The organism is Fretibacterium sp. OH1220_COT-178, from assembly GCF_003860125.1.
Taxonomy (GTDB): Bacteria; Synergistota; Synergistia; order Synergistales; family Aminobacteriaceae; genus CAJPSE01.
On sequence record NZ_RQYL01000009.1, the window covers coordinates 22,347 to 41,610 of the forward strand.

The 19,264-nt window shown below is 62.8% G+C and carries 17 protein-coding genes; 15 read left to right on the top strand and 2 right to left on the bottom strand.

Features of this window, described 5'->3' with window-relative positions:
* Window positions 1-29: 29 nt before the first annotated feature.
* The 3 genes from EII26_RS05270 to EII26_RS05285 all read left to right on the top strand — a co-directional run bounded on the left by EII26_RS05270 (window position 30) and on the right by EII26_RS05285 (window position 6,291).
* Window positions 30-4,130 (top strand): Ig-like domain-containing protein, encoded by a 4,101-nt coding sequence (locus tag EII26_RS05270; RefSeq protein WP_124888105.1) that lies wholly within the window; start codon window positions 30-32, stop codon window positions 4,128-4,130.
* A gap of 371 nt (window positions 4,131-4,501) precedes the next feature.
* Complete coding sequence (locus EII26_RS05280; RefSeq protein ID WP_233572616.1) at window positions 4,502-5,815, top strand: phenylacetate--CoA ligase family protein; 1,314 nt, start codon at window positions 4,502-4,504, stop codon at window positions 5,813-5,815.
* 20 nt (window positions 5,816-5,835) lie between these two features.
* Complete coding sequence (locus EII26_RS05285) at window positions 5,836-6,291, top strand: acetolactate synthase (RefSeq protein ID WP_124888106.1); 456 nt, start codon at window positions 5,836-5,838, stop codon at window positions 6,289-6,291.
* 65 nt (window positions 6,292-6,356) lie between these two features.
* Here the strand turns inward: EII26_RS05285 and EII26_RS05290 are convergent, their stop codons facing one another.
* Both EII26_RS05290 and EII26_RS05295 read right to left on the bottom strand, forming a co-directional pair.
* Window positions 6,357-7,007: a response regulator gene (locus EII26_RS05290; RefSeq protein ID WP_124888107.1), complete on the bottom strand. Its 651-nt coding sequence runs from the start codon at window positions 7,005-7,007 to the stop codon at window positions 6,357-6,359.
* Window positions 7,004-8,092, bottom strand: a complete 1,089-nt coding sequence (locus EII26_RS05295; protein ID WP_124888143.1) for a PAS domain-containing sensor histidine kinase — start codon at window positions 8,090-8,092, stop codon at window positions 7,004-7,006. The genes EII26_RS05290 and EII26_RS05295 overlap by 4 nt, the downstream gene beginning before the upstream one ends.
* Before the next feature lie 596 nt (window positions 8,093-8,688).
* Between EII26_RS05295 and EII26_RS05300 the strand changes: the two genes are divergently transcribed.
* The 12 genes from EII26_RS05300 (at window position 8,689) to EII26_RS05355 (ending at window position 19,156) form a co-directional block, all read left to right on the top strand.
* Window positions 8,689-9,429 carry an amino acid ABC transporter ATP-binding protein gene (locus tag EII26_RS05300; RefSeq protein WP_124888108.1) on the top strand — a complete coding sequence of 247 codons (741 nt, stop codon included), beginning with the start codon at window positions 8,689-8,691 and terminating at the stop codon, window positions 9,427-9,429.
* Window positions 9,430-9,436: 7 nt separating this feature from the next.
* On the top strand, window positions 9,437-10,210 hold the full coding sequence (locus EII26_RS05305; protein WP_124888109.1) for a transporter substrate-binding domain-containing protein: 774 nt from the start codon (window positions 9,437-9,439) through the stop codon (window positions 10,208-10,210).
* A gap of 25 nt (window positions 10,211-10,235) precedes the next feature.
* Window positions 10,236-10,898 (top strand): amino acid ABC transporter permease, encoded by a 663-nt coding sequence (locus tag EII26_RS05310; RefSeq protein ID WP_124888110.1) that lies wholly within the window; start codon window positions 10,236-10,238, stop codon window positions 10,896-10,898.
* 170 nt (window positions 10,899-11,068) lie between these two features.
* Complete coding sequence (locus tag EII26_RS05315; protein ID WP_233572617.1) at window positions 11,069-12,124, top strand: ABC transporter permease; 1,056 nt, start codon at window positions 11,069-11,071, stop codon at window positions 12,122-12,124.
* A gap of 35 nt (window positions 12,125-12,159) precedes the next feature.
* Complete coding sequence (locus tag EII26_RS05320; RefSeq protein WP_233572618.1) at window positions 12,160-12,918, top strand: ABC transporter ATP-binding protein; 759 nt, start codon at window positions 12,160-12,162, stop codon at window positions 12,916-12,918.
* Window positions 12,919-12,992: 74 nt separating this feature from the next.
* The gene (locus tag EII26_RS05325) at window positions 12,993-14,012 is read left to right on the top strand and encodes an ABC transporter substrate-binding protein (protein WP_124888112.1); all 1,020 of its coding nucleotides are present in this window, start codon (window positions 12,993-12,995) and stop codon (window positions 14,010-14,012) included.
* 290 nt (window positions 14,013-14,302) lie between these two features.
* Window positions 14,303-15,082 carry an ATP-binding cassette domain-containing protein gene (locus tag EII26_RS05330; protein WP_233572619.1) on the top strand — a complete coding sequence of 260 codons (780 nt, stop codon included), beginning with the start codon at window positions 14,303-14,305 and terminating at the stop codon, window positions 15,080-15,082.
* Window positions 15,075-16,004, top strand: coding sequence for an ABC transporter permease (locus EII26_RS05335; RefSeq protein ID WP_124888114.1), 930 nt, complete (start codon window positions 15,075-15,077; stop codon window positions 16,002-16,004). Before EII26_RS05330 ends, EII26_RS05335 begins: the two co-directional genes overlap by 8 nt.
* A 120-nt stretch (window positions 16,005-16,124) precedes the next feature.
* Window positions 16,125-17,153 (top strand): substrate-binding domain-containing protein, encoded by a 1,029-nt coding sequence (locus tag EII26_RS05340; RefSeq protein WP_124888115.1) that lies wholly within the window; start codon window positions 16,125-16,127, stop codon window positions 17,151-17,153.
* Window positions 17,154-17,156: 3 nt separating this feature from the next.
* Entirely contained in the window at window positions 17,157-18,017 is an 861-nt protein-coding gene (locus tag EII26_RS05345; protein ID WP_124888116.1) for a substrate-binding domain-containing protein, read from the top strand.
* Window positions 18,018-18,464 carry a PPC domain-containing DNA-binding protein gene (locus tag EII26_RS05350; RefSeq protein ID WP_124888117.1) on the top strand — a complete coding sequence of 149 codons (447 nt, stop codon included), beginning with the start codon at window positions 18,018-18,020 and terminating at the stop codon, window positions 18,462-18,464.
* 128 nt (window positions 18,465-18,592) lie between these two features.
* A complete protein-coding gene (locus EII26_RS05355; RefSeq protein WP_124888118.1) occupies window positions 18,593-19,156 on the top strand; it encodes an ECF transporter S component in 564 nt (187 codons plus the stop codon).
* Window positions 19,157-19,264 lie beyond the last annotated feature (108 nt).

The following is a 19,264-nucleotide window of genomic DNA, read 5'->3' on the forward strand; positions in this document are numbered from 1 at the left end:
GAAGAAGAAAGAAGAAGGGGGATGGAGTGATGAGGAAGATTCTGAGAGGTTTGTGTGCCGTGGCTTTTGTCTGCATTCTGTTGATCCCTGGAGGAGACGATAAGGCCTGGGGGGCGTTTGTGAACATACGTCAGGCGAGGAATGTCGCCACCAGCTGGATACTCAAGGACTCCAACCCGATGAAAAACGGGATGGGGCACAAGGTAAGAGAGGTACTTGTCTACAGCGGAGGCATTCATGGGAACCCCGGCTACTATGTCGCCCTTATGGAGCCCGCCGGCTGGATGATCATCCCGGCCGACGATGCCTTCGAGCCCATCTTGGCCTTTGGAAACGACCTTATGACGCGGGAAGCCTACGAGCAATCCCCGCTGTTCCGCCTGGTGCGGGTCGACGCCCCAAGGCTCCATCAAAGAGCGACGGCAACCTCCAGGCCTATAGGAGGGGAGGATATCCCCGAGGCAAAGCGCCTGGAGCGAGAAGATCGTTGGAACTATCTGGCCCGAACCGCCATCAGTGGCGGACGGTTGGTATTTCTTCTCAGGGAGGGCGGAGTCCGGCAAGATCACTACCAAAAGGATTCTTTCGCGGACACCGTCATCCCCCCCCTTCTGGACGGCAACCGATGGGAACAGGGGACTCTAAAACAATACAAGGATAACGGCTTTACGGGAAAACAAATCTCTTTTTACGATGCCCATACAGAATGGGGCGGACGCCATTACCTCGTGGGCTGCACTGCGCTGTGCGCGGGGAAACTGCTGCATCATTTCCGGTTCGGGCAGCCGGACACGGGAACTGCCGTCGAAATACAGGTCGACGGTCAACCCCTCGAAGCGACACCCATGGGGGGAACGAGACCGGACGGTTCTTATCGCTGGGACATCATGGTCACCTCCCCGGACTACGACGTTTGGAAGCCACTGCTGGAGAGCCAGAATCCTGAGGCCTTGGCGGCCCGAGACGAGATTGCGCGGCTTCTGTACGATTGCGGGGTTTTGTTGGGTTCCCACTACCAGTGGAACAATGCACTAGACGCTCCGTTGGAAACGACAATTCAGGGAGAGAGGCTCGACCCCATGCTGGTTGGGATAGGGTACAGAGTGGACAGCTTCACATACGACAGGCTGGCTCATTTCGCATCCTCGGACTTCGATGCCTTTGGCGCCTTGGCAAAGACCAATTTAAATTTCGACATGCCCTTTATCCTTCTTGGAGAGATGGATATCAGTGCTCTTGTGGGCAGCCAGGATCCCGTTTGGGCAGGGCATAGCTTTATCGTTGACGGTTATGGGTACGACTCCTATAAGCCCTTTTATGGGGGAAAGATCGCTTATTACCACGCAAAGTGGGATCTGGATTATATAAAAAGCTTTTGGGATATGCGCGGGCTCTGGTTCGACCTGTCCAGGGATACGGTCAAATTATTGTTCGGCCCCCTCCGCAATATCATTCTGACGGCTAATATCGCACCCCAACACCACCTGTCTCCCCTCCGGGAATTGCTGGGGGGGCGGATATGGGTAGGAGAGACTCCCTTTGCCGGGGTCAGCGTCGACATCGAGATGAAGGACGGTGGCAATGCCTCCGGAACGCCTCAGATATTCTCCTCGATCACAGGGGAAAAGGGGACGTTCGTCCTGCCGATCTCCCCAGGGCTGAAGGCTGCGTCCGTCAAGCTCACTTCCAATACGATGACGATGAAACTGGACAACGCAGACATCCTGCCCCTGATTCAGAAAAACGTCAAAGAGCAGGAGCTTGAGTGCGAGACCACAATTGATAGTTTGGATGTTCTCAAGGGGACAGGGGTTCGTGCACAGGTCGGCAACCGCTGGTGGGGGGACATCGTTCTGGAGCAGGCGCTGGTGTCCGGCGTGACGGACACCATGAAGAAAGGTGTGTCCCGCTTCAACGTCCCGATGCCGTCGGCCTTCCCCAAGCAGGCGTTGAATTGGGACTTCCGCGGGCTCTCGGCGGTCTACGTCTCCGCCTTCCCCTACTCGCACCTGGCCTATCAGGCCTGGTTCGGACAGTTCTTCAACAAGCTCGCCGAGTTCGTCCACAACGGGGGGACCGCCTATATCGAGGCCGACTCCTGGATGGCCGCCGCGCTCATCGCCAGACGTGCGGGCGTGAACCTCACGTTCTACGACGCCTCGGAGCTCCCCCTCTATTACGGCGGAGACATCAGAAAGATATTCCCCAAGGGGGATCTGAGGTCCGCCGTGGGCAAGGACTGGGTTTCCATTCCCTACAAGCCCTACGAGGTGGGTTCCGGCGGCCCCCTCATCAAGACCCTGGACGGGACGAGGCTGCTCTCCACCGTGGAGGTGACGCTTTTCACCGGCCAGGACGCCTACACAAGGATCTATCCCGCCGCGGTGTCCTTCCCCTACGGTCAGGGCATGGTCTATTACACCGGTTTTCCCGTTCCGGACATCCCGTCGGCCGCATCCGCGGCTCTGAGGCGGAACAACCGCGCTCCCTCCCCGGCAGGAGCTGTGGCGGAGTGGTTCCTGTCCAAGCCTCTGGCGAACGCGGAGCGCATGTCGGCCATGCGGAGCGCGGGCATCCCCAACGCGAAGATCGTGGGGCGTTCGGACGGCACGGTGTCGCGCGCAAAGTCCCTTGGCGTTCTTGTGGAGCTTCCGGCCAGCGAGGACGTGACGGTGGCCGCGCAGATGTCTCGGCTGGGGATGAAGGGCGCGGGGTCCGTCTCTTCGGACGCCGCGTCGCGCCGATGGACGGCCTCTCTGTCGGCTCCCGACGGCCGTGTGCACGCCGTTCGGACGACGAGCGGAGACGTGCTTTCCTTCTCGGTCGTCTCCGGGGACAACGTCGGCGGGGAGTGGCTGGTCCGCCTGGATGCGTCGTCGGGCTACCCCGAGGGGAACCTTTTTGTGGTCACGGCTGCACTGGGGTTGAAACATCTGGGCGGAACGCCCGGCAGCGGTGACGTACATCCGGATGTCCCGGTGACGGGCCTGCGTGTGGAGCCGGAGTCCGCGGACCTGAAGGTGGGTGAAAGGCTGAGCCTGAGGGCCGTCCTGAGCCCGTCGAACGCCTCGGACAAGCGCGTGGTCTGGTCCGTCTCCAATCCTTCGGTCGTCTCTGCGGACGCCTCCGGCAACGTTCTGGCCCTGTCGGAGGGCGTCGCGCTGGTGCGGGCCGTCTGCTCCGTGACGGTCAGGAAGAAGAGCGGGGGCGGCGGAACGCCCGAGGAGCAGGCCTGGTACCGCGAGCGTTATCCGGGTCGCAACGTCATGATCGCGCCGGACGGCGACAGCGAGCTGCTCGGTACGGACGGGTCGGACGTCCTGGTCGGGAACGGCGGCGACAACTGGCTGGAGGGCAAGGAGGGCGACGACGTCTACGTCCAGAACCTGGGTGGCGGGCACGACACGATCTCCAACCGGAGCGGCGGGGCGAACGACGTGGACGAACTGCACTTCGGCCCCGGTATCATCCCGGAGACGGTGCGTCCCCACCGTAAGGCCGGCGACCTGGTCTTCTCGCTGCCCGACGAGAGGGGCGAGGAGTCGTCCAGCACGACCGTCGAGGACTGGTATCGGGACGCGGGGGCGCGCCTGGACCGGATCGTCTTCATGGACGGCACGGTCTGGAGTGCGGAGGACGCGGAGAGACGTGCGGAGCAGCCGCCCGTGGCGCAGAAGGGCGGCAGCGGTGTGGACCGTATGAAGACGCGCAGCGGGAAGAAGGACACGGTCGTCCTCTACGGCATGGAGGGGGACGACCGCCTGAAGAACGGCAAGGGGGACGACGTGTTCGTCGGGGGTCCCGGCGACGACTTCATCCAGTCCTGGAGCCTTCTGGGGGGCAGGTCGCACAAGACCTTCCTCTGGAACCGCGGGGACGGTCACGACACGGTGGACTTCTACTTCTTCGGGCAAAAGACGGGCCAGCGCCGCGGCTTTCTGCGCCTGGGCCTTGGGATAGTGCCGGGCGAGGTGAGTCTGGAGCGCCGCGGGAGCGGAGTGAAGGTGAACCTGCCGGGAGGGAGCGTGACGTTCCGGAAGGCGCGCTGGTTCACGGGATTCCACCACCCGGACGCGATCGTCTTTGCGGACGGCACGACCTGGCGCTGGAAGGACGTCGCCCCCAAATAAACGCAGGCTTATGGCCGGAAAAATCAGAGTGGGTGAATTTGCGCGACGACATCGATCTTGACACTCGCGAAAGAACGTAATAAAATCTGCTGAATCAAAAAAGCGTGAGGCACATCGGTCGTGGAGGAGGAATACGTTATGGCTGCAGTTCAGACGGTTTTATCGTGCGCTCTTCATGCCGGACGGTTCTCCTTTACCGGCGCGGATCCTCTTCAGGGGATCTGCGCGGGGCACGCATGATCTGAACCGTCAGCATTCACGCGCCGCGTAAATTCCATTGAAGCAGGGTCCGCAGTTTTCGAGCGGGCCCTGCTTTTTTGTTTGTTTTTGTGTTCGGCCTTTGGAGAAGCGGAATAGACCATGGAAGGGGAATGAGGCAGATGGGGAAGAAGTATTACAGGGAGGACGTCGAATGCGCTCCGCGCGGGGAGATATCGAAATGGCAGAGCGAAGGCCTCGTCAAGAGCGTCAGGAACGCCTATGAGAACTCCGGGTACTACCGGGAGAAGATGAGGGTGCACGGGGTGAAGCCCTCCGACATCAACGGCATCGAGGACATCGGCAGGCTGCCGTTCGTCTCGAAGGACGACCTGCGCGAGGCCTATCCCTACGGTCTGCTCTGCCGCCCGCTCTCCGAGTGCGTGCGCATCCACTCGACGAGCGGTACGACCGGCAAGCGCGTCATCGCGTTCTACACCCGGCGCGACATCGACGTATGGGAGGACTGCTGCGCGCGCGCCATCGCCGCGGCCGGCGGAACGGCGGACGACGTCGTGCAGGTCGCCTACGGCTACGGGCTCTTTACCGGCGGCGCGGGGCTCAACGGCGGCTCGCACAAGCTCGGCTCGCTGACGCTGCCCATGTCCTCCGGCTCGACCGATCGCCAGATCCAGTTCATGCAGGATCTGGGAACGACGATTCTCTGCTGCACTCCGTCGTACGCCGCGTACCTCGGCGAGACGGTCGCCGAAAGGGGCCTCAAGGGGACCCTGAAACTGAAGGCCGGCATCTTCGGGGCGGAGGCCTGGAGCGAGGAGATGCGGCGGGACATCGAGGAGAAGCTCGGCATCAAGGCCTACGACATCTACGGCCTGACCGAGCTCGAGGGGCCCGGCGTCAGCTACGAATGCGAGGAGCAGCGCGGCATGCACGTCTGCGAGGATCAGTTCATCGCGGAGATCGTGGACCCGGATACGGGCTCGCCGATGCCGGACGGCGAGAAGGGGGAGCTGGTCTTCACGTCGCTCAACAAAGAGGCGTTCCCGATGATTCGGTACCGCACGCGCGACATCTGCGTGCTTTCGCGTGAGAAATGCTCCTGCGGACGCACCCACGTGCGCATGCAGAAGCCGATGGGGCGCAGCGACGACATGCTCATCATCAAGGGCGTCAACGTCTTCCCGTCGCAGATCGAGACGGTGCTGATCAACAACGGCTACTCGCCGAACTACCAGCTTGTGGTCGACCGGGTCAACAACGCCGATACGCTGGAGATCAACGTCGAAATGAATCAGGAGATGTTCAGCGACACGCTTGGCGAGATATCGGCGCACGAAAAGAAGCTTGTGGGCGCGCTGAGGGGCTTTCTTGGGATCTACGCGAAGGTGCGCCTCGTCTCGCCCAAGAGCATCGAACGCAGCGAGGGCAAGGCGAAGCGCGTGATCGACAGGCGAAAATTATATTAAAATTCGGGGAGGAGACCATCATGAAGGGGGAAAAGACAATGGCGGTCAAACAGATTTCCGTCTTTTTGGAGAACAGGCCGGGCAAGCTGGCGGAGTTCGTGGAACTTCTGAGGGGGCACGGAATCGATATGCGGGCCCTCTCCGTTGCGGAGGCGGCAGACTTCGGCGTCCTGCGCACGATAGTCAGCGACCCCGAAAAGGCGCAGCGCGTCCTCGCCAAGGCCGGGTTCATCTCGGCGGTGACCCCGGTGCTTGCGGTCGCCGTGTCCGACGAACCGGGCGCTCTTTACAACATCCTCGAGATACTGAAGGGCGCCGAGATCAATCTCGAGTACTGCTATGCGTTCACCACGCGCAAAGATGAGGGCGCGTACATGGTCTTCCGCGTCGCCGACGACCGCATCCCCGAGACCGCCGAGCTTCTGGGGCGAAACGGGATAAGGACGATCGCCCAGGAGGACATTTACGGCCTGTAGGGGGAGGCGGCAGCGACATCGGCGTTTTCGGCGATCGCCGGGGAAACGCCGAAAAACGGGCTTCCTCAGCTCAGGTCGAGGTATCCCTCGCGGATCGCGTAGCGGGTCAGCTCGGCCATGCTGTTGCATCCCACCTTGTCCATGATGCGCCGCCGGTGCGTGTCGACGGTGTTCTTGCTGATGTCGAGCCGCGCGGCGATCTGCTTGGCGTTCAGGCCCTTGACGAGCAGCCTCAGAACATCCCGCTCGCGGTCGGAAAGGGGACAGGCGGACGAGTTCTCCTCCACCTGCAGCAGGCGCAGGTAGTCCTCGATCAACGGGGGCAGTACCGAGGGGGTCAGATAGTACTGCCCCGTCATGACGGCATGAATGGCCTTGTAAAGTTCGTCGGAGGCGCATTCCTTGAGGATGTAGCCCCGGGCCCCGGCCTTGAGGCTCTCGACGATGAGTTCGCGGTCGCTGTGCATGGACAGGACCAGGACCCTGACCTCGGGAAAGTTCTCGCCGATCTGATGGGTCGCGTGTATCCCGTTGAGGCGCGGCATGGTCATGTCCATCACGACGACGTCCGGTTTCATCCGCTCCGTCAGCTCCAGGGCCTCCAGCCCATCCCGGGCCTGTCCGACCAGCTCGATGTCGGAAACCTTGAGGATCAGTTCCTTCAGGCCCTCGAGAAAAAGCTCGTGATCGTCGGCGAGAAGCACGCGGATGCTCATTTGAACCCTCCATTCCTCAGCTTCAGCGGACAGGACATCGCCACGGTCGCGCCTCTGCCCGGTACGGAGACGATCTGAACGCTGCCGCCGATGGCCTGAAGGCGTTCCCGGATGCTGAAGAGGCCGAAGCCCTTCGCGGCTCTGGCGAGGGCGGCGTCCTCCAGGCTGAAGCCCGCATCGAACCCTCGTCCGTCGTCCTCGACGGCGACCATGATCTTTCCCGGGCCGCGATTGACGATGATGGTGACCCGAGCCGCCCCGGAGTGCTTGATCGCGTTGAGCAGCAGCTCGCGGGTCATGCGGTACAGGATGACGCAGATGGCGTCGTCGGCGTTGAACTCCCCGATGGTCCCCCGGGAGCGCAGGCTCCATTTGATGCCCTGCGGTTCGAGCAGGGACTTTGCCAGCGCTTCGAGCGCCGGATTGAGCCCCACCTCCTTGAGGACGGGCGGGCTCAGCTCGAAGATCAGGCTGCGGCTTTGGGAGATGAGGCGCTCGGTGGCGAGGGTCAGCAGCCCGATTTTCCTCCGGACGTCGGGCGGCAGGTCGCGGCCCGCGAGGTCGCGGAGCATTTTGAGCTGGACGACGAGCTCGTAGCCGATGCGGTCGTGGAGGTCCGAGGCGATGGCCCGGCGCGTGTTCTCCTCGCTGAGCGTGAGTTGGGCGGCCAGCGCGCGCAGTTCCTCCTGCTTGCGCTTGAGCGCGTCGTCCGAGGCCTTCCATTCCGTCTTGTCCATGAAGATCACGGCGGCCCGCCTCCGGGGCAGGGGAAAGGCGATCGCCTCGAGGTATCTGCCCGCGTCCCGGCTCTCGCCCTCGCAATGGATCGTGTGTCCCAGACGGAGGCAGTCGACGATGATCCGCGACCAGCATGCCTCCGCCTCCGGCCAGACGTCGAGGAAGTTGCGCCCCACGATGTCCCGCTTTACGATCCTCATCACCCGCTCGTAGGCGGGGTTGACGTCCACGAAGAAGATCCTGTCGGCGTTCGGAACCTCGCGGGACTCGCCCTCGACGCGGTAAAGCGCGATGGGGTCGAACACCCGCTCGAAAAAAATCTGGTACGAAAAACGATCTTCCTGCATCTCGGACCTCCAGGCGATCTTTCGCCGTCGTCTCATCGCTTCCATCATACACCCATCCCTGGCGAATTCAGGACGCAGCCCCGGGCCCCGGCCGTCGTCCGAGGGCCTCCAGCCCGTCTTGTCCATGAGGATCGCGGCGGCCCGCCTCAGGATCCTCCACCGCCTTCTTGACAGACCTCGGGACTTTTTGTTAGAGTTGCCGCGGTTCGATTGCATGCGGGGCCCGACGACGGGACCCGCGGAGAGGAGGATTGCCATGCGTGGGACGGTGACGTGAGCCGTTGCGGACGGTGCACGGGGTGCATTGCGTCGTCGCGCGGCCGCGCATGGAAGGATCCGGACTCTCCCCCCTCTCTTGCCCTAACCCCCTTTCGCGGGTGGGGCTCGCTTGGGCGCATCGCCCGCAGCGGAGATATTTTCCCTTCCATTTTTTCCTGCCTTTTGCTTTCGGCCCGCTGACGGCCCTCCCTTTTTCCTCGCACTGAGACGAACGCCGGAGTCTCCGCGGGTGTCCTTGCCCGTGGAGCGTCGTGAAGGCCGCGCACAGCGTCCGAAAGGTGCCTTGTGCGCTCCTGGTTTTTGTCATAAGGGCAGCCATGATCAAAATACGGGACATCAGAAAATCGTTTGGTTCCCTTGAGGTCCTCAGGGGGATCGATCTGGACGTCGGGGCCGGAGAGGTCATCTCCATCATCGGCCCTTCGGGGACGGGAAAATCCACGTTCCTGAGATGCGTCAATTACCTCGAGGAGCCCGAGGAGGGCACGATCGTCTTCGACGACGGCAAGGTCTTCGACTTCTCGCAGCTCGGAGGGGAGCTCGTCTATGAGCTTCGTTCCCACAGCTCCATGGTCTTTCAGAATTTTTCCCTGTTCGCGAATCTGACGGCGGGGGAGAATATCGCCCTGCACCTTCGGAAGGTCAAGAAGTGGAGGGGGGACGAGGTGGAGGAGCGTGTCGCCGGGCTCCTGCGGACCATGGGGCTGGAGGACAAGAGGGACAATTACCCGCGCCAGTTGTCCGGAGGGCAGCAGCAGCGCATCGCGATAGCTCGGGCGATGGCGATCGAACCGGAGATCATGCTGTTTGACGAGCCCACGTCGTCCCTGGATCCGGAGCTCGTCAAATACGTCCTGGGAGTCATCCGGAAGCTGGCGGAGGGCAACCAGACCATGCTGATCGTAACGCACGAGATGAAGTTCGCCCAGGAGGTCTCGGACCGGGTGGTCTTCATGGAGGGAGGGAGGATTCTGGAGGAAGGAGATCCCAAGGACATTTTCGAGCGCCCGAGGCACGACAGGATCAAGGAATTTCTGGATTTGGTGAGGGAGAGTTGAAGTGAACATGAAGAAGACAGCGTTGGTGCTATCCGTTCTGGCCGTATTTTTTGCTTCGTGCGCTTATGGGGCCCCGTCGGAGAAGAGGACGTTGAGGGTGGGCATGGACGGGTCGACGTCCGGCTTTTCGGTCCTGAACGACAAGGGAGAGCTGGAGGGCTTCGAGGTCGACGTCTGGAGGGAGATCGCCAAGAGGAACGGCTGCGAGGTCAAGTTCGAGCAGATGCCGTTCTCGAGCCTGCTGGGGATGATCTCGGACGGGCGCCTGGATACGGTCGCCAACACGTTGGCCCCCACGGAGAAGCGGAAGGAGACCTACAACTTCAGCATCCCCTACCTCTATGACGAGCAGAACCTGATGTCGGCCCCCTCGGTGCAGGCCAAGACGTTCAAGGACCTCGACGGGATGAGCATCGGGATGGTCCCCGGCTCCGTCGACGAGGAGTTCGTCGAAAAGATCCAGAGGGAGAACAACATCACGGTCAAGAAGGTCTATTTCGACGATACCGCCATACAGGATGTCGTGATGGGGAAGGTCGACGCCTGCGTTCAGTCCCAGACCATCGCCATCGAGGCCATTCAGCGCTTCGGGGCGGACAAGATCAAGGTGCTGATCGGCAGCGGGATCTATTTCGAGAGCGCCTATCCCTTCGCCAAGACCCCCGAGGGCGACGCCTTGAGGGAGATGACCGACAAGACGCTCACGGCCATGAAGGAGGACGGAACCCTCAAGAGCATTTCCGAGAAGTGGTTCGACTTCGACTTTACCGTCAAGCACTGAGGCCCCGGCCCGAGGGGACCGAAGCATGGATCTCGACTTCGTGGTTCAGGTTTTTCTGAGGATGCTGCCGGCCCTGCCCAGGACGCTTTTCATCACCGTTGTGCCGTTTGTCGCGGCCCTCTTCCTGGGGTTGCTGGTGACCCTTCCGATCGTCTACAGGATCCCGATCCTGAGGTCGTTCTGCAGTCTCTATGTCTCCTTTTTTCGCGGCACGCCGTTCATCGGTCAGCTCTTCATGATCTATTTCGGCCTGCCGAGGATGTTCGAGTCCCTGGCCGCCATGGACAAGTTCGAGGGCTTCATGCTGACCATGGCGCTCAACTCGAGCGCCTATCTGAGCGAGATCATCCGGGGGGCCTTTTTGGCCGTGGACCGAGGCCAGATCGAGGCGGCAAAGTCGATCAACCTGAGGCGCATGCAGACGCTGAGGCTGATCGTCATCCCTCAGGCGATCCCCGTGGCCGTGCCCGGCATCGTCAATATCCTGATCGACGCCATAAAGGGATCCTCGCTGGCCTTCACGATAGGAATTCTGGACATCACCGCAGTCGCCAAGATACAGGCCGGCATCACCTTCCGCTATTTCGAGGCCTACATGTCGATGGTCCTGATGTACTGGCTCATCGTCCTGGTCCTGGAGCGGCTCCAGAAAAGATACGAGAGCGGTCTCAGGCCCGCTGCCGCGTGAGGATCGGGACGCCGCCTGCGCTGCGGGCGTCGGAACTCCGGTGCGCGTCTGCGTCTGCGGCGTCCTTTCGAGGCGTTCGCGCGTCGTTCCCTGGCACGCGGACCGAGCAAGAACCGGTCGATGGACACGACGGAGGGAGACCCCTCCGGTTTTCGGGAGAGTGACGTTCTGTGAAAAAAGACTGGAGTGGCGCGGATGCGCCGGACGGCAAGGACGTCTTGCGCAATCTGACGCGTGAACGGCTGCTTGAACTGGAGAGCGCTCCAAGGACACGGGCGCGTATCCTCTTCGACTATCTCGTTTGTTTCCTTCCCGTTTTGGCCGGCTGCCTGGCCTTGGCGGAATATCTGTTTGTCCCCAACCTCAAGGGAAACGACAGCACCGCCACCTACGCCTGGTTTCTCGCGGCGCTGATCCTGATGTCGCTGGCCGCCTTCGCCGCGGCCTTCCGATCCCGCCGAATCCTGTACCGCCTGCGTTTCAAGGCGCCCTTCTACGCGTTCGTCTTCGTTCTCCTGGCGGGGTACGATATCCTGACCCTCAAACGAGGGATCCTGATGCTGCCCTATTTCCCCTGGGTGGACTCGATCCTCAACGCTGCGTGGCAGGACAAGGCCTATCTGTTCGACTGCACGCTCAACTCCCTGCTGCTGCTCTTCAGCGGCTATTTCGTCGGGGCGGTTCTGGGGCTGATCACTGGGGTGGCGTGCGGCTACAACCGCGGCATCGACTACTGGATCGCGCCGTTCATGAAATTGCTGGGGGCCATTCCCTCCGCCACGTGGATCCCCGTCGTCATGGTCGTCGCCTCCTCGCTCTTTGCGGGGAGCGTGTTCATCATCGCCCTGGGGGTTTGGTATTCCCTGACCATCGCGACCATAACGGGCATTCGTACCATCGATCGCTCCTTTTACGAGGCGGCCAAAACGCTTGGGGCGAGGCCCAGCCAGCTGGTCCTCAACGTGGCGCTGCCCTTCGCCCTTCCCAACATCCTTCAGGGGCTCACCCAGGGAATGAGCTCCGCCTGTATGGCCCTCATCGTGGCCGAGATGGTCGGGGTGGAGTCCGGGCTCGGCTGGTACGTCACGTGGCAGAAAAGCTGGGCGCAGTACGGCAAGATGTATGCCGCCATCATCGTTCTCTGCATCGTTTTTGTGTCCGTCAACTGGGGGCTGAACCGGATCAGGGGTTATCTTTTGCGTTGGCAGGAAGGGGTGGTGCGGTAATGTCCGGCCTCGATGCGACGGTTTCGGGAGGAAACTTGCTTCGGCTGCAAAACGTCTATAAAAGTTTTGCACGGACCGATGCAAACGACGTGACCCATGCCCTCAGCGCCATCGATCTGAAGGTGGAGGACGGGGAATTCGTGTCGATTGTGGGCCCGTCCGGCTGCGGCAAATCCACGATCCTGCGGCTCGTCGCCGGCTTGATCGTTCCGACGAGCGGAACGCTGACCCTCAACGGGGTTCCCATCACGAAGCCGGATCCCGAACGGGGGATGGTCTTTCAGAGGCCGACCCTCTTTCCCTGGCTCACCGTGGAGCAGAACCTGAATTTCAGTCCGCGGATGTTGAAGCGGGGGAACGCGATGAAGGAGGAGGCGGAGCGACTGCTGGATTTGGCGGGCCTGGCGGAGTTTCGGAACGATTTTCCCCATCAGCTCTCGGGCGGCATGGCCCAGAGGCTGGCCCTGATCCGGACGATGATCAACAATCCGAAGGTCTTTCTGCTCGACGAACCCCTGGGGGCGCTCGACGCCTTTACCCGTATGCACATGCAGGACGAATTGCTGGGGCTGTGGCAGCGTTCGGGGCACATGATGCTCATGGTTACCCACGACATCGACGAGGCCCTGTACCTGGGAACCCGGGTTGTCGTGATGGCTCCGCGGCCGGGGCGTATCCGGGTGGATATCTCGAACACGATGCCCTATCCGCGCAACCGGACGAGCGCCGCGTTCCTGCAATACAGGAAGGAGGTTCTGGAGATGCTCGACTTCGGGCATGCCGAGGCCGGTTGAGCCCGGGCAGTCGGGCCGGGATGGAGAGGACGCGAGGACCTTGCGTCAAAAACATGAAAGTTGGAGGGGTCACGATGAAGAGGAAGGGGTATGTTGTGCTGTTTTGTGCGATCGCTTTTTTTGTGTCCTGCGCCGCGGCTTTTGCCATGACGCCGGAGGAGGAGGATGCCGCCTGGAAGAAGGAACCTGCCTACGGAAAGACCATCCGCATCGGGTACAACGGCGGGCTGTGCCTGGGGACCTTCGGTATCGCCCAGATGAAGGGGTTCTACGAGGCCGAAGGACTGAAGACCGAGATCACCCGTTATCAGGGAGGCAGCAGCGCTCAGGGAGACGCCATCGGTACGGGCAAGATCGACGTGGCGGGCGACCACATTGCAACCCTGCTGATCCCGGCGGTCAATGGGGTCCGCATGAAGTTCACCTCGGGCATCCACACCGGCTGCAAATCGCTGTGCGTGCTGAACGAGGGGCCGATCAAGAGCACCAAGGACCTTGTCGGCAAGACCATCTCGGTTCCGGATGGCATCGGTGCCTCCGACCAGAACATCACCATGCGCCTGCTGAGCCGTGACGGTATCGACCCCGTCAAGGACGTCAAGTACAAGGTGGCCGATGCCGGAGCCTCGGTGCTGGCCCTTCAAAAGGGGGAAATTCACGCCGCTCTGCTGAGCGATCAGTTTATCCAGAAATTCCTGGACGACGGAACGCTGCGAGTCGTCAGGACCATCACGCACGACCCCGATTTCAAGGACGAGTGCTGCTGCATTCACGCCGTCAATCTGGACCTCTACGAGAACAACCCCATTACGGTTAAAAAGCTGACCCGTGCCCATGAAAAGGCCAAGGAATGGATCATGAACAACCGCGAGGAGGCCGTCCGGGTTTTGCAGGAAAACAATTGGGCCTCCGGAGAGCGCGAGCTAGTCCAGAAGATCTTCGATACTTTCAACTACTCCATGAGCGACGCGGCTACCGAGGATACTCTGGTCAAGGTCATCGAGGACTACAAGGTCTACGGTTTGCTCGATAAATCCGTGGAGACCCGGGAAATTCTGAACAAGGTGTGGGACCCGGTGCTCGGGGACAAATGATTGTTCGAACAGGGACGGGAACCGTTTCAGGGTTCCCGTCCCTTTGGAGATGACCTGGCGCCGCCGGCGATGCGACGGACAGCGTCGTGCGGACGTTTGACGCGTGTGGTATTTTAAGATGCGCTGAAGCATCTCGTTGACGGGCCGATGGAGGGCTTGAGGTCTTTTGCCCCGGCAATCCGGATGGGCTCGAGTCGGATTTTCTGCATTTTCTGCGTGGGGAGAGGGAGGCTCCGGCGGATTGGGGGCCGGACGAACCCTCTCCCCCGATCCGGGGCCGGGTGACTGTGGTGACGACCAAAAACAACGACCTCTCGCGGGATTGCTTCCTGCGGGTGGAGGGGCTTTCCAAAAAATACGGCAATGTCATGGCGCTGCGAGACGTCGGACTCGAGATCCCGGCGCGTGGGATCGTCGGGCTGATCGGGGACAACGGAGCGGGGAAGTCCACCCTGCTCAAATGTCTTTCGGGCACGATCGCCCCCGACGGAGGGCGCATCGAGATCGGCGGCAGAAGCTTTGCCGGCCTGACCCCCAGAGAGTCCCTTTCCTGCGGCATCGCCGCCGTCTATCAGGATCTGGCCCTTGTCGACGAGCTCGATGCGGCCTCCAATATCTTCCTTGGGATGGAGCCCCTTCGGCTGGGCTTCATCCTCGATCGCGGGCGCATGTATCGGGAGGCCGTTGCGGTCTTGGACTCCCTGGGCATCGCCCTGCCCTCCGTGCGCGTCGACGCCGGGCGGCTGTCGGGAGGTCAGCGTCAGGCCATCGCCATCGCTCGGGCGGTCGTCCGAGGCTCCCGTTCGGGCGGGCGGGGACTGATCCTTTTCGACGAGCCCACCGCGGCCATGGGGGTGCGCGAGAGCGCGGCAATCCTGGGCATCCTGTCCGGGCTTCGGGAGCGGGGCTACGGCCTGCTCTGCATCTCTCACAACATTCCTCAGATTTTTGATCTCGCCGACCGGATCTGCGTCATGAGGGCCGGGGAAGTCGTCTGGATGGGGGATAAAGCCGCCACCTCCGTCGAGAGAGTCCTTTCCCTGCTCTCCGGGGTGCGAGCCGATGTTTAAGTCGCGGGGGCGGAATTTCTGGCTCGTCCTGAGCCTTGCCGTCTTTGTGACGTTCTTTTCCGTCTGGTCGCCCCATTTCGCCGACCTGGAAAACATGCTCGGCATCCTCGACCAGAGCAGCATCAACATCGTCGTCGCCGTTGGCATGACGCTGGTCGTCGCCTCCGCCGGCATCGATCTGTCGGTCGGGGCCGGCGTGGCGATGGTCGGCGTCCTGATGGCGGCCCTCTTGAAGGAGGGCCTGGCGCCGTCGGCTGCGATCGGTGCGGGGCTGCTCGCCGGCGGGCTGATCGGCGTCCTGAACGCCTTTTTGATCGTCAAGGTCCGGGTCACCCCGTTCATGGCGACGCTCACCATGATGAATCTGGTGGCCGGGGCGACGCTGATCCTCACGCAGGGCATCCCGATCTACGGCTTCTCCCCGGAGTTCGCCTGGATCGGCCGGGGCAAGCCGGGGGGCGTTCCCGTTTCGGTCTGGATCGCGGGGGGCGTTTTTCTGGCCGGTTTCTGCATCGTGCGCTTCACCCGTCTCGGGCTCTATGCCCTGGCCCTGGGCAGCAACGAGGAGGCGCTTCGGCGTGTCGGCGTCCCCACGGGCCTCTATAAAGGGGCTCTGTACGCGCTGTCCGGGGTCGGGGCGGCGGCGGCCTCCGTCGTGCTGACCGCCAAGCTGAACAGCGCCGAGCCGCTGGCCGGGGCGATGGTGGAGATGAACGCGATCGCGACCGTGATTTTGGGGGGAACCGGCATCCGCGGCGGCCGCGCGAACATGGTGGGGACGCTGCTGGCGGGGCTGATCCTGGGGGTCCTGAGGAACGGCCTGGTCCTGGTGGGGGTCTCCTCCTACTATCAGCAGTTCGCTACCGGGATCATCATTCTGGTCGCCATCGTCGTCTCGGAGGTGAGGAGAAGAGGGGAGTGACCGCGGTCGGTTGTGGGCGATGAAACGCGGTTTCTCCGTGCGGCCCTCTGCGGACGCCGGGGAGATGCTTGGAGAAGTTCGCCTGTGAAGGCGACGAATGGAGAAAGGGATGAGGTGTGCATGAAAAAGTATGTGGGTGGAATCGTGTCGGCCGTTCTTTTTGCCTGTATGGTCCTTCCGGCCCTGGCTGCGGACCTGAACCCGATGGTGGCGAGATCCGTCGAAACCGTGGAATCGCAGCTGGGGGATCTCTCGAAGATCGCCGGCGGCAAAAAGATCGGCGTGCTGGTCATCACTCTGGCCAACCCCTATTGGACCGAGATGAAAAAGCGCTACGAGGAGTGGGCCCATCAGATGGGGGTGACGGTGGAGATCCTCGCCGCCCCGACGGAGGGGGACCTGAAATCCCAGCTGGACACCCTGGAGACGATGGTGGCCAAGGGGTACGACGCGATCGTCGTGACGCCCATGGACCCCTTCAACCTGATCCCCGGCATTCTGAAGGCGAATGAAAAGGGGATCCCCATCGTCTGTTCCGGACCTGCCGTCGACGCCAAGGCGCTGAAGGACGCGGGCGGGCATCTGGACGGCTGGATCAGCGCCACGTTCCTGGACCAGGGGCGCCTTGCGGCGGAGGATATGGTCGAAAAGCTCGGGGAGGCCGGCGGCTCCGTCGCGATCATCGAGGGCATTCCGGGCGCGGGGCAGAGCGAGGCCCGCAAGAGGGGCGCGAGCGAGGTTTTCGAAAAGGCTCCCCAAGTCTCGATCGTCTCCGTGCAGCCGGGGAAGTGGAACCGCAACCTGGCGTTCGACATCGCCACGGGGCTGATCAAGGCCAACCCCGGGCTGAGGGGGATCTACTGCGCCAACGACGTCATGGCGCTGGCCGCGGCCGACGCCCTGCTGGCGGCGGGAAAGCGCGAAGGGGTCCTGATCTACGGGACGGACTTCATCCCGGAGGCCCGGGAGGCGATACGCGCGAGGAAGCTCCAGGGGTCGACCACCTTCTCTCAAGCGGCCTGGACCCGGGGCGCGCTCGTCTTCGCGCTGAAGCTGGCGTCGAAGGCGTCCGACCTGCCCGATCGGCTGGACATCCCCATTTTATTGGCGACGCCCGACAACATCTCCGATTTCGACGGCTGGAAGTGACGGATGAAGGCGCGCGACCGGTCCGGAAAACACAGAGTCGGCGTCCTGCTCTGCGATACCGAAAACCCCTTCTGGAGGACGAAGATCGAACTTTACGGGGCGTTGGCGGATTCCTACGGCTTTGACGTCAGTTTCCGGGCGGCCGAGGACCCGAAAGATCCCGAGGGGCAGTGCCGCGAGCTGTCTGCGATGAGGGACGAGGCGTACGACGCCGTCATCCTCAATCCTCTGACGGAGCGGAACCTGCTTCCCGCCCTGGCCGGCCTGCCCTTTCCCGTCTTCGACGTGGGGCCGAAGTGCGACCCCGAAAGGACGGCGGGGATCGCGGACTACTTTCCCCTCACGGCCGCGGATTTCGAGGAGCAGGGACATCTGGCGGGGCGGGCTTTGGTCTCCGCCTCGGAGCCCGACGGCGAGTCCTGGGCGGTGATTTTGGGGGGATTCTGCGATGCCAGGCACTCCTCGATGCGCTGTCGCGGCGCCCTCAGGGCCTTTCGCAAGGCCTTTGCTCCCCGGCACATCGTCACGGTCCACGCGGACTTCGACCGCGGCGAGGCCCGCAGGGCCGCGAGGGCGCTCCTGCCCAGGCTGGACGTCCGGGCCGTATTCTGTGCCAACGACCTGATGGCCCTGGGCGTACTGGACGCCCTTTCGGAGTCCCCCGGCGCTTCCGTGCCGGTGGGCGGCGTGGACGCCATTCCCGAGGCGTTGGAGGCTCTGCGGGACGGCAGGCTGTTTTGCACGGTGAGCCTCCCTCACGAGGAGGTCGTGCGCGGCGTTTATCGGGCCGTCGCCGAGCGGCTGGCGGGAGCTCCGGTCTCCGGGGGGCCCCTGGGGCGGTCCGTACTTTTGAGGAGGTCCTGAATGACCGGGGATCGGGAACTGAACGAAGCGGGGTACCGCGCTTCGGAGGCGCGTTTTGTCTGCGTCCGGCTCCTGCCGGGGCAGGAGTTGGTCCGCGCTCTGCGGCGCGTCGCGGCGGAGACGGGCCTGCGGGCGGGGTACGTCGCCGGGGCGGTCGGCAGCCTGTCGCAGGCGAACCTGCGCTTTGCCGGCCGGCCGGAGGGCTGCGTCCTCACGGGATGCTTCGAGGTGGTCTCCCTGATCGGGACGCTGGATGCGGAGGGGGAGCACCTCCACATGGCCGTATCCGACCCGGAGGGCAGGATGACGGGCGGGCACGTCCTGGAGGGGTGCATCGTCCGGACGACCATGGAGCTCGTGATCGGGCACTTGACGGGGGTTCGGTTCTCGCGGAGCCCTTGTCCGCTCTCGGGGTACGAGGAGCTTCGGGTGGACGGAATCGAATAGCCGGGGGAAGGCCGCGGCGCGGTTCCGCGTTTTTGGGATTGGGGATCTGCCCCCGTCCGATGGGGCGCGCGTTTCGTGCGCCCGTCAAAAATCATGAGAGCACGAAATGAAAGGGGAATTTTGTGGAGATGAAGAACAAGACGTTGGTCCTCATGGCGGTCTGTATTGCGGTGAACATCGGTTTGGGGCAGGTCGTCTCGGCCTTGAAGCTGCCCATTTTCCTGGACGCCATCGGGACGCTCCTCGCGGCCCTGCTGATGGGGCCTTGGGTCGGCATGGCTACGGGGCTCTTCACGAATTTGATCTGGGGGCTCTTCTCCGGGCCCGTCGCGGCGGCCTTCGCACCGGTCTCCATGGTCATCGGCCTATCCGCGGGCTGGCTGAACCGCCGCGGCATGTTCCGCTCCCTGCCCCTGGCGATCGTCTCCGGCGTCGTCGTCACGGTCTGTGTGACCCTGGTGGCCACGCCGATCCGGACCTATCTTTTCGGGGGCGTCACGGGGACCGGGGCGGATTTCTTCGTCGCCTACCTGAACGCGGTGGGCAGGAAACTCCTCGAGTCGGTCGCCTGGTCGGTGGCCGGGACGAACCTGATCGACAAGGTCGTCAGCTGCGTGATCGCCTGGGCCCTGGTGAAGCAGCTGCCCCAGAGGATCAAGGCTCAGTTCCCCGATGCGGGAAAAGTGGCCTGATTCCGTCCCTCTCCCCCTCGCAGGCAAGGTGTGCGGGCGCGGTTCCGCGTAGGGCCCTGCCGGATCTCGGATGAAGCGATTTTCGCCCTTCGCGGGGCTTTCCGCCCG

Coding starts and splice junctions, on each gene's coding strand:
- EII26_RS05270 (WP_124888105.1), top strand. CDS start 30: ATGAGGAAGATTCTGAGAGGTTTGTGTGCCGTGGCTTTTGTCTGCATT.
- EII26_RS05280 (WP_233572616.1), top strand. CDS start 4,502: ATGAGGCAGATGGGGAAGAAGTATTACAGGGAGGACGTCGAATGCGCT.
- EII26_RS05285 (WP_124888106.1), top strand. CDS start 5,836: ATGAAGGGGGAAAAGACAATGGCGGTCAAACAGATTTCCGTCTTTTTG.
- EII26_RS05290 (WP_124888107.1), bottom strand. CDS start 7,007: ATGAGCATCCGCGTGCTTCTCGCCGACGATCACGAGCTTTTTCTCGAG.
- EII26_RS05295 (WP_124888143.1), bottom strand. CDS start 8,092: ATGCAGGAAGATCGTTTTTCGTACCAGATTTTTTTCGAGCGGGTGTTC.
- EII26_RS05300 (WP_124888108.1), top strand. CDS start 8,689: ATGATCAAAATACGGGACATCAGAAAATCGTTTGGTTCCCTTGAGGTC.
- EII26_RS05305 (WP_124888109.1), top strand. CDS start 9,437: ATGAAGAAGACAGCGTTGGTGCTATCCGTTCTGGCCGTATTTTTTGCT.
- EII26_RS05310 (WP_124888110.1), top strand. CDS start 10,236: ATGGATCTCGACTTCGTGGTTCAGGTTTTTCTGAGGATGCTGCCGGCC.
- EII26_RS05325 (WP_124888112.1), top strand. CDS start 12,993: ATGAAGAGGAAGGGGTATGTTGTGCTGTTTTGTGCGATCGCTTTTTTT.
- EII26_RS05335 (WP_124888114.1), top strand. CDS start 15,075: ATGTTTAAGTCGCGGGGGCGGAATTTCTGGCTCGTCCTGAGCCTTGCC.
- EII26_RS05340 (WP_124888115.1), top strand. CDS start 16,125: ATGAAAAAGTATGTGGGTGGAATCGTGTCGGCCGTTCTTTTTGCCTGT.
- EII26_RS05345 (WP_124888116.1), top strand. CDS start 17,157: ATGAAGGCGCGCGACCGGTCCGGAAAACACAGAGTCGGCGTCCTGCTC.
- EII26_RS05350 (WP_124888117.1), top strand. CDS start 18,018: ATGACCGGGGATCGGGAACTGAACGAAGCGGGGTACCGCGCTTCGGAG.
- EII26_RS05355 (WP_124888118.1), top strand. CDS start 18,593: ATGAAGAACAAGACGTTGGTCCTCATGGCGGTCTGTATTGCGGTGAAC.